This is a genomic window from Pseudomonas sp. PS02302 (assembly GCF_029959585.1).
Lineage (GTDB): Bacteria > Pseudomonadota > Gammaproteobacteria > Pseudomonadales > Pseudomonadaceae > Chryseomonas > Chryseomonas aestiva.
Genome location: NZ_JASCON010000010.1, coordinates 59,555 through 73,879, shown reverse-complemented (window position 1 = coordinate 73,879; position 14,325 = coordinate 59,555). Strand labels below are relative to the sequence as shown.

The 14,325-nt window shown below is 69.2% G+C and carries 14 protein-coding genes; 9 read left to right on the top strand and 5 right to left on the bottom strand.

What is annotated here, in order from left to right:
* The first annotated feature begins 52 nt into the window (after positions 1 to 52).
* The 3 genes from QMX82_RS05680 to QMX82_RS05670 are packed head-to-tail and all read left to right on the top strand — an operon-like array spanning position 53 to position 3,027.
* Entirely contained in the window at positions 53 to 1,363 is a 1,311-nt protein-coding gene (locus QMX82_RS05680; RefSeq protein WP_208691403.1) for a CitMHS family transporter, read from the top strand.
* Positions 1,364 to 2,716, top strand: a complete 1,353-nt coding sequence (locus QMX82_RS05675) for an acyclic terpene utilization AtuA family protein (protein ID WP_282281488.1) — start codon at positions 1,364 to 1,366, stop codon at positions 2,714 to 2,716.
* Positions 2,713 to 3,027: an AtuA-related protein gene (locus QMX82_RS05670; protein WP_282281487.1), complete on the top strand. Its 315-nt coding sequence runs from the start codon at positions 2,713 to 2,715 to the stop codon at positions 3,025 to 3,027. Before QMX82_RS05675 ends, QMX82_RS05670 begins: the two co-directional genes overlap by 4 nt.
* On the opposite strand, the gene QMX82_RS05665 is transcribed toward QMX82_RS05670, so the two are convergent.
* Entirely contained in the window at positions 3,024 to 3,317 is a 294-nt protein-coding gene (locus QMX82_RS05665) for a hypothetical protein (RefSeq protein WP_280307621.1), read from the bottom strand. The genes QMX82_RS05670 and QMX82_RS05665 overlap by 4 nt on opposite strands.
* A gap of 197 nt (positions 3,318 to 3,514) precedes the next feature.
* On the opposite strand from QMX82_RS05665, the gene QMX82_RS05660 reads away from it, so the two are divergent.
* Entirely contained in the window at positions 3,515 to 3,973 is a 459-nt protein-coding gene (locus QMX82_RS05660; RefSeq protein ID WP_282281486.1) for a hypothetical protein, read from the top strand.
* Between the two features lie 16 nt (positions 3,974 to 3,989).
* Here the strand turns inward: QMX82_RS05660 and QMX82_RS05655 are convergent, their stop codons facing one another.
* Both QMX82_RS05655 and QMX82_RS05650 read right to left on the bottom strand, forming a co-directional pair.
* The gene (locus tag QMX82_RS05655; protein WP_282281485.1) at positions 3,990 to 4,961 is read right to left on the bottom strand and encodes an SDR family NAD(P)-dependent oxidoreductase; all 972 of its coding nucleotides are present in this window, start codon (positions 4,959 to 4,961) and stop codon (positions 3,990 to 3,992) included.
* Positions 4,962 to 5,129: 168 nt separating this feature from the next.
* Positions 5,130 to 7,010 carry a sigma-54-dependent Fis family transcriptional regulator gene (locus QMX82_RS05650; RefSeq protein WP_282281484.1) on the bottom strand — a complete coding sequence of 627 codons (1,881 nt, stop codon included), beginning with the start codon at positions 7,008 to 7,010 and terminating at the stop codon, positions 5,130 to 5,132.
* 365 nt (positions 7,011 to 7,375) lie between these two features.
* On the opposite strand from QMX82_RS05650, the gene QMX82_RS05645 reads away from it, so the two are divergent.
* Genes QMX82_RS05645 through QMX82_RS05625 form a run of 5 tightly spaced genes read left to right on the top strand, consistent with a single transcriptional unit; the run spans position 7,376 to position 12,644 of the window.
* Positions 7,376 to 8,425, top strand: a complete 1,050-nt coding sequence (locus tag QMX82_RS05645; RefSeq protein WP_282281483.1) for an ATP-NAD kinase family protein — start codon at positions 7,376 to 7,378, stop codon at positions 8,423 to 8,425.
* Position 8,426: 1 nt separating this feature from the next.
* Complete coding sequence (locus QMX82_RS05640; RefSeq protein ID WP_282281482.1) at positions 8,427 to 9,404, top strand: thiamine pyrophosphate-dependent dehydrogenase E1 component subunit alpha; 978 nt, start codon at positions 8,427 to 8,429, stop codon at positions 9,402 to 9,404.
* A gap of 25 nt (positions 9,405 to 9,429) precedes the next feature.
* Positions 9,430 to 10,449: an alpha-ketoacid dehydrogenase subunit beta gene (locus QMX82_RS05635; RefSeq protein ID WP_059229698.1), complete on the top strand. Its 1,020-nt coding sequence runs from the start codon at positions 9,430 to 9,432 to the stop codon at positions 10,447 to 10,449.
* Positions 10,446 to 11,567 carry an acetoin dehydrogenase dihydrolipoyllysine-residue acetyltransferase subunit gene (locus tag QMX82_RS05630; RefSeq protein ID WP_282281481.1) on the top strand — a complete coding sequence of 374 codons (1,122 nt, stop codon included), beginning with the start codon at positions 10,446 to 10,448 and terminating at the stop codon, positions 11,565 to 11,567. The genes QMX82_RS05635 and QMX82_RS05630 overlap by 4 nt, the downstream gene beginning before the upstream one ends.
* A gap of 12 nt (positions 11,568 to 11,579) precedes the next feature.
* The gene (locus tag QMX82_RS05625; RefSeq protein ID WP_282281480.1) at positions 11,580 to 12,644 is read left to right on the top strand and encodes a 2,3-butanediol dehydrogenase; all 1,065 of its coding nucleotides are present in this window, start codon (positions 11,580 to 11,582) and stop codon (positions 12,642 to 12,644) included.
* 47 nt (positions 12,645 to 12,691) lie between these two features.
* Here QMX82_RS05625 and QMX82_RS05620 read toward each other — a convergent pair whose 3' ends face one another.
* Both QMX82_RS05620 and QMX82_RS05615 read right to left on the bottom strand, forming a co-directional pair.
* On the bottom strand, positions 12,692 to 13,270 hold the full coding sequence (locus QMX82_RS05620) for a glutathione S-transferase family protein (protein WP_282281479.1): 579 nt from the start codon (positions 13,268 to 13,270) through the stop codon (positions 12,692 to 12,694).
* Between the two features lie 67 nt (positions 13,271 to 13,337).
* Positions 13,338 to 14,309: a class I SAM-dependent methyltransferase gene (locus QMX82_RS05615; RefSeq protein WP_282281478.1), complete on the bottom strand. Its 972-nt coding sequence runs from the start codon at positions 14,307 to 14,309 to the stop codon at positions 13,338 to 13,340.
* Positions 14,310 to 14,325: the final 16 nt, after the last annotated feature.

The window sequence follows — 14,325 nt, the reverse complement described above, 5'->3', positions numbered from 1 at the left end:
AACAAAACCTCCCGTGCGCCCGCCTGCCGTGCCACGGTCCAAGGAGTCCGCCATGCTCGCCCTGCTCGGTGTCGTCACCATTCTTGCGTTGCTCGTCGCGGTCATGAGCAAACGCGTCTCGCCCCTGGTCGCCCTGATCGTCATTCCCATCGCCGCGGCCCTGATCGGTGGCTTCGGCCTGGGCACCAGCGCCTTCATCATCGCCGGCATCAAGGGCGTCGCCCCGGTGATCGGCATGTTCGTCTTCGCCATCCTGTTCTTCGGCATCATGACCGACGCCGGAATGCTCGATCCCATCATCGACCGCATCCTGCGCACCGTCGGCACCCGACCGACGCGCATCGTCTGCGGCAGCGCCCTGCTCGCCCTGCTGGTGCACCTGGACGGCTCCGGCGCGGTGACCTTCCTGGTGACCATCCCCGCCATGCTGCCGCTCTATACCCGCCTCGGGCTGGACCGGCGCATCCTGGCCTGCGTGGCCGCCATGGCCGCCGGGGTCAACTTCCTGCCGTGGACGGGCCCGGTGCTGCGCTCCTCCGCCGCCCTGCACGTGCCGGTGGCCGATCTGTTCCAGCCGCTGATCCCGGTGCAGCTGGTGGGTCTGGCCTTTGTCTTCGCCAGTGCCTGGTGGCTCGGCCGCCGCGAGGAGAAGCGCCTGACCCTGGCCGGCCAGGCGCCCTGGCTGGACGCCAGCGGCGCGGGCGCTGCACCGGAGCGGGTACTCAGCGACGCCGAGCGCGCCCTGCGTCGCCCCGGGCGGTTCTGGATCAACCTGCTACTGACCCTGGTGGTGATGGGCGTGATGATCGCCGGCTGGGTCGATCCGGTGGTGATGTTCATGCTCGGCACCGTCGCCGCGCTGTGCCTGAACTACCCCTCGGTGGACGCCCAGAAGTCGCGCATCGACGCCCATGCCAAGACTGCCCTGACCATGGCCAGCATCCTCTTCGCCGCCGGGGTCTTCACCGGCATCATGCAGGGCAGCGGCATGCTCAAGGCCATGGCCCAGGTGGCGGTGGCGGGCATCCCGGCTGGCCACGGGCAATTGATCCCGGCGGTGGTGGGCTTCCTGTCCATGCCGCTGAGCCTGCTGTTCGATCCGGATTCCTTCTACTTCGGCGTCATGCCGGTGATCGCCGAGGTCGGCCGCAACCTGGGGGTCGATCCGGTGCAGGTGGCCCAGGCCTCGCTGCTCGGGGTGCACACCACCGGTTTCCCGGTCAGCCCCCTGACCCCGGCGACCTTCCTGCTGGTGGGCCTGTGCAAGCTGGACCTGGCCGATCACCAGCGCTTCACCATCCCCTTTCTGTTCGCGGCCTCGGTGCTGATGACCCTGACCGCCCTGCTCCTGGGAGTCTTCTAGATGAGCCGTCTTCTTCGCATCGGCTGCGGCGCCGGCTACTCCGGTGATCGCATCGAACCCGCCGTGGAGCTGGCCGAGCATGGCCGCCTCGACTACCTGGTGTTCGAATGCCTGGCCGAACGCACCATCGCCCTGGCGCAACAGGCGCGGCTGGCCGATCCCGAGGCCGGTTTCGATCCGCTGCTGGAGGCACGGATGCGGCGCATCCTGCCGCTGCTGAATCAGGCGGATCGTCCGCGCCTGCGGGTGATCACCAACATGGGCGCCGCCCATCCCTCCGCCGCGGCGCGCAAGGTCGCGGCCCTGGCGCGAGAGCTGGGCGTCACCGGGCTGAAGATCGCTGCCGTGGCCGGCGACGACGTGCTGGCCCAGCTGCCCGCCGACGCCCTGCTGGACAGCGGCCAGACCCTGGCCGAACTGGGCGACCGGGTGATCTCGGCCAATGCCTACCTGGGCGTGGAAGGCATCGTCCAGGCCCTGGAAGCGGATGCCGATGTCATCATCACCGGCCGGGTAGCCGATCCCTCGTTGTTCCTCGCACCCCTGGTACATGAATTCGGCTGGGCGGCGGATGACTGGGAACGTCGCGGGCGCGGCACCCTGGTCGGTCATCTGTTGGAATGCGCCGGTCAGGTCACCGGCGGCTACTTCGCCGATCCCGGTTACAAGGACGTCCCCGACCTCGCTCGCCTGGGCTTTCCCCTGGCCGAGGTGGACGCCGAGGGCCAGGCGACCCTGACCAAGATCGCGGGCTCCGGCGGCTGCGTGACCCCGGCGACCTGCACCGAGCAACTGCTCTATGAGGTACACGACCCGGCGGCCTATCTGACGCCGGACGTCACCGCCGACTTTTCCGGCGTTGCCCTGCAGCAGTCCGCGCCGGACCGGGTCGCGGTCAGCGGAGCCCGAGGCAAGGCACGACCCGCGCAGCTCAAGGTCTCGGTGGGTTATCGCGACGGCTGGCATGGCGAAGGCCAACTGTCCTACGCCGGACCAGGCGCCCTGGCCCGCGCCCGCCTGGCGGCTGAGGTGGTGCGCGAGCGTCTGCGACTCTGCGACGTACCGGTTCAGGAGCTGCGCTGCGAACTGATCGGCTGCGACGCCCTGCACGGCGCGACCCTGGCCACGCGCGCTACCGGCGAACCCTGGGAGGTCCGCTTGCGGGTGGTCGGGCGCTGCGCTACCCGCGCCGCGGCGGTGCAGATCGGCAACGAGGTGGAAACCCTCTATACCAATGGCCCGGCCGGCGGCGGTGGCGCCACCAAGGCGGTCCGCGAGGTGATCGCCGTGGCCTCGCTGCTGTGGCCGCGTGCGGCCGTCATCCCTACCCTGGAGCTGGAGACGCTGCCATGAAACTGCGCGAGATCGCCCACGTCCGTACCGGCGACAAGGGAGACACTTCGAACATGGCGGTGATCGCCTATCGCCACGAAGACTTCGACCGGCTGCGCCAGGCGCTGACCGCGGAACGGGTCGCCGCCTGGTTCGCCGACAGCCGTCCCGCCGACGCCGCGCCCGCGCGCCGCTACGAGTTGCCTGCCCTGGGTGCGCTGAATTTCGTGCTGCCCGGCGCCCTGCGCGGCGGCGTCACCCGCTCGCTGGCGCTGGATGCCCACGGCAAGGGTCTTGGCGCGGCGCTGCTGGATCTGGAGTTGACCGACTAGCCGCACGGCTCAACCCGGGTGCCGACACCCGCGCCGGGCAGGCGTGTCAGCAGGATGGTGTCCTTGTCGAGGGGCACCTGGGCACCCTTGCGTCTGAGTTCGTTGATGGCATGCAGCAGGATCAGATTCACCTGCTCGACCTCGCGCATGTCGTCCGCCCTGAGCAGCCGCGACACCCGTACATTGTGATCGGCCTCGATGAGCGTGATCAGCAGGCCGTCACTGCGCCGCTCCAGCTCATGGCGCACAGGTGGATCGAGTTGGGCCAAGCGTTCATGCAACCTGTTCATCTGCAGGCTCCCGAAGGAACGTCACTCCCTTCAGGCTAGCCGCCGCGGTAGAGAACGCAAGGCGTCTGCGGTCGCTCGTGATGCCGAGGTCAATGAAGGATCCAGGGTCAGAAAGCGGATAGGTTTTGTCACGAAGCTGCCATCGGCGCCCGGCACGCTGGGTGTCTTGACCGCACCTTCGTGGCAGAGGCCAATCCATGGATACCCGCCCCGCCCTCCACCTGCGTACCCCTGCAATCTCTCCCCCGGTAGGCGTGGCGCTGGCCGCCGGGACAATCCGCTGTCGTCACGCCGAAGCGCATGGCCAACGCATCGCCCTGGCCACCCGGCATCTGATAGCGCTCGGGCATCGTCAGATCCTCCTGGTGACCGCCCGGCAACGGTCGGTCGCTGAGGCCGACGCCGAATTGCAGGCGCATTGTCAGATCATGCTGGCGGAGGGGCTACCGCTGCTGCCGCGGCTGGAGCTCGATCCGGCGGCTCCCGCGTACGGACCGGAGCTTGCCGCCAGCCTGGCCGGCATCGCCCCGACCGCCCTGCTCTGCACCCAGCCGGCCCTGGCCAGGGTGCTGCAGACTGCCCTTGCGTCCCAGGGGGAGCTGACCATCGTGGGTCCCGAGATAGCGACCGGGGCGCAGTACGCATCCTGGCACTAGGTCAGACGGTCACCCTTCAGAAATTCGACCCCCGGATCGTCCGTCCTGCCTGATCGGGCTGCTGCAGGTTGCCCGAAGTAGCGGTCTTGACCGGGTTCCAGTCGATCTCGGCGCGCTGCACCGCAGCGGCGATGAAGCGTTCGTTGAGTTCCGGCGCCAGGCGATAGCCCAAGTAGGCCATCTTGGCCTTGTAGCCTACGGTGACTTCTTTCTGCGGTTGCAGCAGCGCCTTGACGATGGCCTGCACAGCCTTGTCCGGTGCGTCCTTGGTCGGCAGATCGGGACGGTGGCCGGTATAGGTGGCCGCATGACCCCAGATCGGCGTATCCAGCGCCCAGGGCAGCACCGTCGACAGCTGAATGTTGGGCTGGCGGCCGCGCCGCAGTTCCTGCTGGAGCACCCGGCCGAGGCTGAGCACCGCGGCCTTGGACGCCGAATAGGAAGCCTGATAGGCGTGGGGGATCTCGCCGTCGACCGACGCCACATTGACCAGCCGGCCATAGCCCTGGCGACGGAAGCGCTGCAGGGCCAGGTGAGTGCCAATGACCACGCCTTTCACATTGGTATCCAGCAGACGCAGATGATCGTCCAGCGGGATCTCCTCGAAGCGGCCCACGGCCACGACACCGGCATTGTTGATCCAGCCGTCGATGCGACCGAAGCGCTGCTCGGCCTGCTCGGCCAGGGCAGTCATCTGCACCATGTCGGCGACATCGGTGGGCACTACCAGGGCGGCCACGCCCAGGGCCTGGACCTCGACCGCCAGGGCTTCCAGCGCCTCGGTCCGCCGCGCTGCCAGCACCAGATTGGCACCGTGCCGGGCCAGCGCCAGGGCCACGCCACGGCCGACACCACTGGAGGCGCCGGTGACGACGATGGTCCGGCCGCTCAGTTGCGGGTAATCAGGCCGCCCGGAACGCCGGGGCGAGGTGCGGTTCAACAGGGCCAGGGCGGCAGGCAGAGCAAGTAGCAGTGGCAGGGTACGCATCAGGGATCTTCCTCGGGTCTGTGTCTGAGGTGTGACCCGTGGCCGACCGCACTGACGTCCCGCTTGGGACGATCGGGGCCTGGCGCTCCGACGGCAACTGCTTCGCTTGATCGCCGGGATCGCCGCGCCAGGGCAGCCCCGTCCTCCACGACCGTTCGGCGGAAGAGCTCAGTCCTCGGGCTGGCGATGCGGCATGGCGATGCCGTGCAGCTTGAGCCGTCGATAGAGGGTGGCCCGGGACATCCCCAGCGCGCGGGCGGCCGGGATGGCCTTCCAGCGGTGCCGCACCAGGGCCGCCAGGATCAGCCGCCGCTCGGGACTGTCGACCGCGGGTGGCGGCTCGACGGCCAGCGCGGTGCCGGGCCGCAGACTGGCCGGGAGGTGATCGAGACGGATAAGGGCACCGTCGCACAGGGCGCAGGCGTAACGCAGCGCGTTGCGCAACTCGCGCACGTTGCCCGGCCAGTCATGGGCAAGGATCGCCTCCTGCGCCTGGGGCGTCAGCACCGGCGCAGGACGCTCGCCGCTTTCCTCTTCGAGCAGCCGCCGCGCCAGCGCCAGGCGGTCGGCACGTTCGCGCAGTGGTGGCAGCTGGAAGACGGCGCCATTGAGGCGATAGAACAGGTCTTCGCGAAACAGTCCGGCGGCGACCCGCGCCTGGAGGTCGCGGTGGGTGGCGCAGACCAGCCGTACATCGACCCGCCGCGCCTGGGCGCTGCCCACCGGCAGCACCTCGCCCTCGGCCAGCACCCGCAGCAGGCGCGTCTGCAGGGCCAGGGGCATGTCGCCGATCTCATCGAGAAACAGGGTGCCGCCATCGGCCGCCACGATCAGGCCGTCGCGACCCTGGCGCTGGGCGCCGGTAAAGGCCCCCGCGGCATGACCGAACAATTCGCTCTCGATCAGGCTTTCCGGCAGCGCCGCGCAATTGAGGGCAATGAAGGGCCGACCGCTGCGATCGCCGCCCTGGTGCAGGCCGCGGGCAAAGACCTCCTTGCCGGTGCCGGTCTCCCCGGTCACCAGGATCGGCAGGCCGTGGCGATAGAGCCGCAGGGCGGTCCCCAGCGCCTGGCTGACCTGCGGCTCCTGTTCGTCTTCGGTCTCCAGGGCTTCGCGTACCAGGGGAATCACCACACCCGTGCGCGGCCGCGGCGCCCGGACCCGGGCGTGGAACTGCGCCTCGCCCAGGCGCAGGGGTTCAGGATCGTCCTCTTTTAGACGGGCCGAGGCGTCGCGCCCAAACAACTCGTCAAGGCGCTGCGGCAGGTAGCCCAGCTGAGTGAGGCAGAGCTGCCGGGCCGGACGATTCAGGCCGGTCAGGCGACCATTCGAATCCCAGGCCAGCAGGAATTCCGGCTGGGTGTCGAGATAACTGGCCTGGGCATGGCCGCAGAGCACCCAGTCGCCCCGGGCGCTGTGCATGAAGTAGGCATTCTCGATGCGCTGGGCGCTGTCGCGGGTGAATTGCTGGATCAGCAGCTGGCTGCGCCGGTCGTCCGGCGAGCGCGGCGCCGAGATGTCCAGCACGCCGAGCAACTCGCCGCTCGGCGCGAACACCGGCGCCGCGGTGCAGGTCAGTCCGGTAAAGGCCACGCGGAAGTGATCGGCCTTGTGCACCGTGACCGGCGCCCGGTCGGTCAGTACCGCGGCCACGCCGCAGGTACCCTCCTCCTGCTCGGACCAGCAGGTGCCCAGGTAGAGTCCGGCGCGGCGGCATTCGTCGTCGAGTCGGTCGCTGACCCGGTAGTCCAGGGTATGGCCCTGGGCATCGGCCAGCAGCACACAGTAGTCGGCCGCCTCGACCCGCGCATGCAGGGCGCCCAGTTCGCCATCGGCGACGCGCAGGAAGTCTTCCGCCGCCTGCTGGTGCTGGCGCAATTCGTAGCGCGAGAGGATGCGCGGGCCCTGCAGGCAGGCGGGGTCGAGCTGATGCTGCAGGGAACGGCGCCAGGAGTCGAGGATGCGCCCGGGCGGACTGGCCGCGCGCAAGGGCGCGCGCAGCGCCTGGTCGATGGCGCGGGCGTGATAGCGGGCCTGGGTAGACAACATGGACGTCTCTCCCTGAATTCCGGTCATGGCATGGAAGGCCGGTCATTGTTCTGCCCTTCATTTAGCGCCCCCTGGCCCCGGCCTTCAAGTCCGCCGCGTCGTGAGACGAATCGTCTCAGCGTCTCGCCCTCCCGTCGCAGGCGTGAGACGCCCCGGCGCGGGGAGTCGCCCCTCCCACGACCGGTCGCCTCCATTCAAACCCGCGCCCTGCCTGCACTGCAGCGGATTCATCACGGCTTGGCACCGGCCTTGCTCAGGGCTCTGCGACGCGCCCATCACAACGACAAGAGGGCCAGACCCATGAGCGCACCCTGGCATCACCGCACGGCTGCCCTGACCACCGGCCCGTGCCTCGGAGCTCAGCCATGCCCGTAACCGTCGGCATCCTGCCCAACCCGGCCTCGGGCCGTGACCTGCGCCGGCTGACCGGCAACGCCGCCCTGACCTCCAGCACCGACAAGGCCGGGGTGGTGATGCGCCTGCTGGCGGCCTTTGGCGCCACCGGCGTGGAGCGGGTGCTGCTGCCGCCGGACATGACCGGCATCGCCGCCGCGGTGCTCAAGGCCAGCGGCAGTCGCCAGGCCCGCGAGCAGCACTGGCCGGAGCTTACGTTTCTCAACCTGCCACTGACCCAGACCGTGGACGACACCCGGCGCGCCGCGCGGCTGTTGCTGGCCCAGGGCGCGGCGGTGATCGCCGTGCTCGGCGGCGATGGCACCCACAAGGCGGTGGCCGCCGAGGTGGGCGACCTGCCGCTGCTGACCCTGTCCACCGGCACCAACAATGCCTTTCCGGAATTGCGCGAGGCCACCAGCGCGGGGCTGGCCGGCGGCCTGGTGGCCAGCGGCCGCATCGACCCGGCGCTGGCGCTGCGGCGCAACAAGCGGCTGCGGGTGGAAGTGCCGGAGCGCTCCATCCGCGACTGGGCGCTGGTGGACGTGGCGGTCTGTCGCCAGACCTATATCGGTGCCCGCGCGGTGACCCGGGTGGAGGATCTCGCGGAAGTCTTCACTACCTTCGCCGAGCCCTGGGCCATTGGCCTGTCGGCCCTCTGCGGTCTCTGGCACCCCGTCGCGCGCAGCGCCCCCCATGGTGGCTGGGTGCGGCTGGAGCCGGAGGCCCCGGCGCAACTGACCGTTCCCCTCGCCCCCGGCGTGCTGGCCCAGGCCGGCATCGCCGCCAGTGGCCTGCTCCTGCCCGGCGAACCCCGGGCGCTGTCGCTGACCACCGGCACCCTGGCGCTGGACGGCGAGCGGGAAATCGAATTCGGCCCCGAGGAGCGTCCGCTGGTGACGCTGGACCTCGACGGCCCCCTGAGCATCGACGTGGAGCGGGTACTGGAGCTGGCGGCGCAGCAGCGCCTGCTGGTCCGCCGCCTGCCCGCGTCGGCCCTCGGCAATCCTGGAGAACAATAAGATGAGCGAGACCGTAAGCACCGAAAACCTGAGCCATGCCTACCGGGTGATGCGCACCATCCGCGTCTTCGAAGAGCGGCTGCACGTGGAATTCGCCACCGGCGAGATTCCCGGCTTCGTCCACCTCTACGCCGGCGAGGAGGCCTCGGCCGCCGGTGTCATGGCCCACCTGGGCCACGAGGACAGCATCGCCTCCACCCACCGCGGCCACGGCCATTGCATCGCCAAGGGCGTGGACGTCTACGGCATGATGGCCGAGATCTACGGCAAGAAGACCGGGGTCTGCCAGGGCAAGGGCGGCTCCATGCACATCGCCGATCTGGAAAAGGGCATGCTCGGTGCCAACGGCATCGTCGGGGCCGGCGCCCCGCTGGCCGCCGGCGCCGCCCTGGCGGCCAAGCTCAAGGGCAGCGACGCCGTTGCCGTGGCCTTCTTTGGTGACGGCGGCTCCAACGAGGGTGCGGTGTTCGAGGCCATGAACCTGGCCTCGGTATGGAATCTGCCGTGCATCTTCGTCGCCGAGAACAACGGCTACGCCGAGGCCACCGCCTCGAACTGGTCGGTGGCCTGCGACCACATCGCCGATCGCGCCGCCGGCTTCGGCATGCCCGGGGTGACGGTGGACGGCTTCGACTTCTTCGCCGTCCATGAAGCCGCCGCGGCCGCCGTGGCCCGTGCCCGGGCCGGCGAAGGGCCCTCGCTGATCGAGGTGAAGTTCACCCGCTACTTCGGCCACTTCGAGGGCGATGCCCAGACCTATCGCGATCCCAACGAGGTCAAGCAGGCCCGGGAGCAACGCGACTGCCTGATGCAATTCCGCGAGCGGGTGACGCGCTCCGGCCAACTCCAGCCCGCCCTGCTCGACAGCATCGACCAGGAGGTGGAACAGCTCATCGAAGACGCCGTGCGCAAGGCCAAGGCCGACCCCAAGCCCGGCCCGGAAGACCTGCTCACCGACGTCTACGTCACCTACGCCTGATCGGAAAACAACAAGGAGCGCCACCATGGCCAGAAAGATCAGCTACCAGCAAGCCATCAACGAAGCCCTGGAACAGGAGATGCGCCGCGACCCCACCGTCTTCCTCATGGGCGAAGACAACGCCGGCGGTGCCGGCGCGCCTGGCGAGCAGGACGCCTGGGGCGGCGTGCTCGGGGTCACCAAGGGCCTCTACCACAAGTTTCCCGGGCGGGTGCTGGACACCCCGCTGTCGGAGCTCGGCTACGTCGGCGCGGCGGTAGGCGCCGCCGCCCGCGGCACCCGACCGGTGTGCGAACTGATGTTCGTCGACTTCGCCGGCTGCTGCCTGGACCAGATCCTCAACCAGGCGGCCAAATTCCGCTACATGTTCGGCGGCAAGGCGGTCACCCCGCTGGTGCTGCGGACCATGGTCGGCGCGGGCCTCCGCGCCGCCGCCCAGCATTCGCAGATGCTCACCTCCTGGTGGACCCATATCCCCGGCCTCAAGGTGGTCTGCCCGGCCACCCCCTATGATGCCAAGGGCCTGCTGATCCAGGCCATCCGCGACAACGACCCGGTGATCTTCTGCGAGCACAAGCTGCTCTACGGGATGCAGGGCGAGGTGCCCGAGGAGTCCTACGCCATCCCCTTCGGCGAGGCCAGCTTCCTGCGTGAGGGCGACGACGTCAGCCTCATCACCTATGGCCGCATGGTGCACCTGGCCATGGAGGCCGCCAGCAACCTGGCGCGCCAGGGCGTCTCCTGCGAGGTGCTGGACCTGCGCACCACCAGCCCGCTGGATCGCGACAGCATCCTGGAAAGCGTCGAGAAGACCGGCCGCGCGGTGGTCATCGACGAGGCCAATCCACGCTGCTCGGTGGCCACCGACATCGCCGCCCTGCTTGCCGAGCACGCCTTCGACGACCTGCGCGCGCCGGTACAGCTGGTCACGGCCCCGCACACCCCGGTGCCCTTCTCCGACGCCCTGGAAGACCTCTATATCCCCGACGCGGCCAAGATCGAGCGCGCCGTGCTGAAGATCACCCAAGGGAGGCAGGCCGCATGAGCCAGATCCATACCCTGACCATGCCCAAGTGGGGCCTGTCCATGAGCGAAGGTCGGGTCAACGCCTGGCTCAAGACCGAAGGCGACCCCATCACCAAGGGCGACGAGGTGCTCGATGTCGAGACCGACAAGATCAGCAGCAGCGTCGAGGCGCCCTTCTCCGGCACCCTGCGCCGCTGCCTGGCCCGCGAGGACGAGACCCTTGCAGTAGGCGCCCTGCTGGCCATCGTGGTGGAAGGCGAGGCCAGCGACGAAGAGATCGAGGCGGTGATCGCGCGCTTCCAGGAAGACTTCGTGCCCGGTGGCGAAGACGCCGCCGACGCCGGTCCCCAGGCCCAGCGCATCGAACTCGACGGCCGGCCGCTGCGCTATCTGGAACGCGGCGAAGGCGGCCTGCCGCTGATGCTGATCCACGGTTTCTCCGGCGATCTGGACAACTGGCTGTTCAACCACGAGGCGCTGGCCGCCGGGCGCCGGGTGATCGCCCTCGACCTGCCGGGTCACGGCCAGTCCGGCAAGACGCTCGCCACGGCAGACCTTGCCGAGCTGGGCGCCGCGGTGCTGGCTCTGCTCGACCATCTGGACATCCCCCGCGCCGTGCTCGTCGGCCACTCCATGGGTGGCGCCGTGGCCCTGCAGCTGGCGCAGACGGCGCCGCAGCGGGTCGCCGGCCTGGTGCTGATCGGCAGCGCCGGGTTGGGTGCGGAGATCAACGGCGACTACCTGCAAGGCTTCGTCGCCGCCACCAGCCGCAACCAGCTCAAGGGGCCGGTCAGCCTGCTGTTCAGCGATCCCGGCCTGGTCACCCGGCCACTGCTGGAAGACCTGCTCAAGTACAAGCGCCTGGAAGGGGTGGACCAGGCCCTGAAGCGACTGGCCGGCACGCTGTTCCCCAATGGCCAACAGGCCCAGGTGCTGCGCCCGGTACTCGAAGGCGATCTGCCCGCCTTGGTGATCTGGGGCAAGGCCGACGCCATCATTCCGGTCCAGCATGCCCAAGGCCTGCCGGAAAGCGTCCAGGTCGAGATCCTGGAGGGCCAGGGCCATATGGTGCAGATGGAGGCCGCGGACCGGGTCAATGCCCTGATCCAGGCCTTCCTGCCCCGCTGCGAACGCTAGAGGAGCTTCACGATGAAAGCAGCCCGTTTCCATGCCGCCCGCGATATCCGGGTGGAAGACGTCCCAGCCCCCGGCGAGCCGGGTCCTACCCAGGTCCTGGTGAAAAACCAGTTCTGCGGCATCTGCGGCACCGACCTGCACGAGTACCTCGGCGGTCCCATCTTCATTCCCACCGCGCCGCACAGCTACACCGGCGGTAAGGTGCCGCAGATCCTCGGCCACGAGTATTCCGGCGTAGTGGAGGCCGTGGGCAGCCAGGTGACCTCGGTGAAGCCCGGTGATCGGGTCTCCATCCAGCCCATGGTCTCGCCACGGGACGACTACTATGGCCGCCGCGGCCAGTACCAGCTCAGCGAACAGCTGGCCATCATCGGCCTGTCCCATCCCTGGGGCGGCATGGCCGAGTACTCCCTGGTGGAGGACTACAACGCCGTCCCCATGCCGGACGATCTCAGCACCGAGCATGCGGCGCTGATCGAACCCACGGCGGTGACCGTCTACGCCACTCACCGGGGCGGCGTGAAGCCCGGCGACAGCGTGCTGGTGGCCGGCGCCGGGCCCATCGGCCAGTTGCAGGTCATGGCCGCTCGCGCGGCGGGCGCCACGCGGATCTTCCTGGTGGACCTCAACGACAACCGCCTGGAGATGGCCCACCGCCTGGTGGAGGGGCTCGTCACCCTGAATCCCGGCAGCACCGATGTGCTGCGCGAGGTGCGTGCCCGCACCGCCGAGGGCGTGGGGGTGGATGTGGCCTTCGAATGCGTGGGCGCCGAGGCACCGCTGGGGCTGTGCCTGGAGGCGGTTCGCCGCCAGGGCGTGGTGGTCCAGGTGGGGATGCAGGGCAAACCGCCGGCACTGGATGGCTTCACCCTGACCTACAAGGACGTCGACCTGCGTGGCTCCTGGTGCTACTCGACGCTGATGTGGCCCCAGGTGGCGGCCCTGATCGCCAGCGGCCAACTGCCGGCCGAGAAGGTGGTGACCCGCCACATCGCGCTGGACGACGTGGTGGAACAGGGCTTCGAAGCCTTGCTGGACAAGGCCGGGACCCAGCTGAAGATCCTGATCGAGCTCTAGGGCTTGCCCACGCGGTCGGCGGGGGCCGCCGCGTGGGGCTTTTCGCCTTACTGGAAGCTCGTCGCGGCGAAGCTGGGACGCGCCAGGAGGCGCTGGTGAAAGGCCACCAGCCGAGGGTGCGCGGACCAGTCGATTTCCGGCAGGCGAAAGCTCAGGTAATCCAGGCCGACGGCTACGAGGTAATGCCCGAAGTCGAGGTCTTCCGCGTCCAGCTCCGGATGTTCTTCCAGGCGCGCCAGCAGGCGCTCGATGGCGTCCAGCCGCCGCGCGCCCAGCACCGATTCATCCTGGGCTGCACCGCCCTGCTTGCGGGAGATCACCGTGCCGAAGGCGGCGTCGATCAGGCCCTGGCCCAGGCCGGCCAGTTGCAGGCGTTCGGCCGCGAGCGGGTTGCCGCCAGCCAGCTGGTGCAGATAAACGCAGATCAGCAGGGTCTCGCCGAGGGCGATGCCCTCGTCGGTGATCAGTACCGGGACCTTGTTGGCCGGATTGGCGGCCAACAGCTGCGCGTCCTCGTTCCAGGGGTCGCTCCACACCAGCGCCAGCCGCTCGCCGAAGCCGGCCTCGAGGGCGGTGACGCGCGCGGCGCGGGCATAGGGTGAGGTCTGGTTCAGCAGCAGTTGCATGGTGGACTCCTGGACACGTGCGGGCGATAGCCGGTTTGCCCGGGAGTGTAGCCGCTCCCGTGCGCCTTCAGCGCGGCCGGGTCACGGTGAGGACGACGGCGGCGATGCGATCAGTATGGGCATAGACCCCTGTCTCCAACTCTTCGCCGAAGACATCCGGATCAAGTTCGCGATAGCGCCAGGCGACCTCACTGCCAGCCAGACGCGCGCGCACCTCTTCCAGGAAGGGATCGCGACCCTCGACCATGGCGACGCCGGTATAGAGCAGCAGGGTGCCGCCTGGCGCCAGGCGCTGCAGCGCCGTGTCCAGGATGGCCAGCGACAGGCCAGCCCCGAGGGGACCGCCACCATGGCGATAGGCACGCTCGCCGGGATCGACCAGATAGGGGGGATTGGACAGGATGAAATCGAAGTCGCCCGCCACATCGTTCAGCAGGTTGCTGTAGCACGCGCTGACATTGTCGGCCCCGGCCAGCTCGGCATTGGTCCGGGTCAGAGCCAGGGCGCGCTCGTTGATGTCCACCGCCAGCACCTCGGCATCGGGCCTGGCCAGGGCGACCAGGATGGCACCCGGACCGGCACCGCTGCCGATGTCCACGGCGCGGCGGATGTCACCGGTCTCAAAGCGCAGCTGGGCTTCCAGGGCATTGGCATAGCGATAGGTGTCGGGGCCAAAGAACACCGCATCGGCGTCCTCGGTGGGATAGGCGGAATGCACGAACAACTGGTCGCCCAGGCTCGACACCCGCACCCGGCTGCGCCAGCCACTCGGCACTGCGGTCAGCAGCTCGGCGGCCGCCAGTATGTCGACCAGAGAGCCGGGCAGCAGCTCGGGGGAAAACGGCCGACTCCAGCCGAAGATGCCTTGCAGATCCCGCGCCCAGGCGTTGCCTGGCCGGGCATTGACCCGCGCGTGGGAGGCCGGGGTGGGCGTGATGAAGTGATAGTCCGCCGCGCGCAGCGTTTCGATCAGCAGTTTCAGGGCAGCGGCGGCGGCAGGGCTGGTCGCGGTGCGTTCGGGGTGTTCCATGGCCGTCATGGGTGGTTCCTTCAAT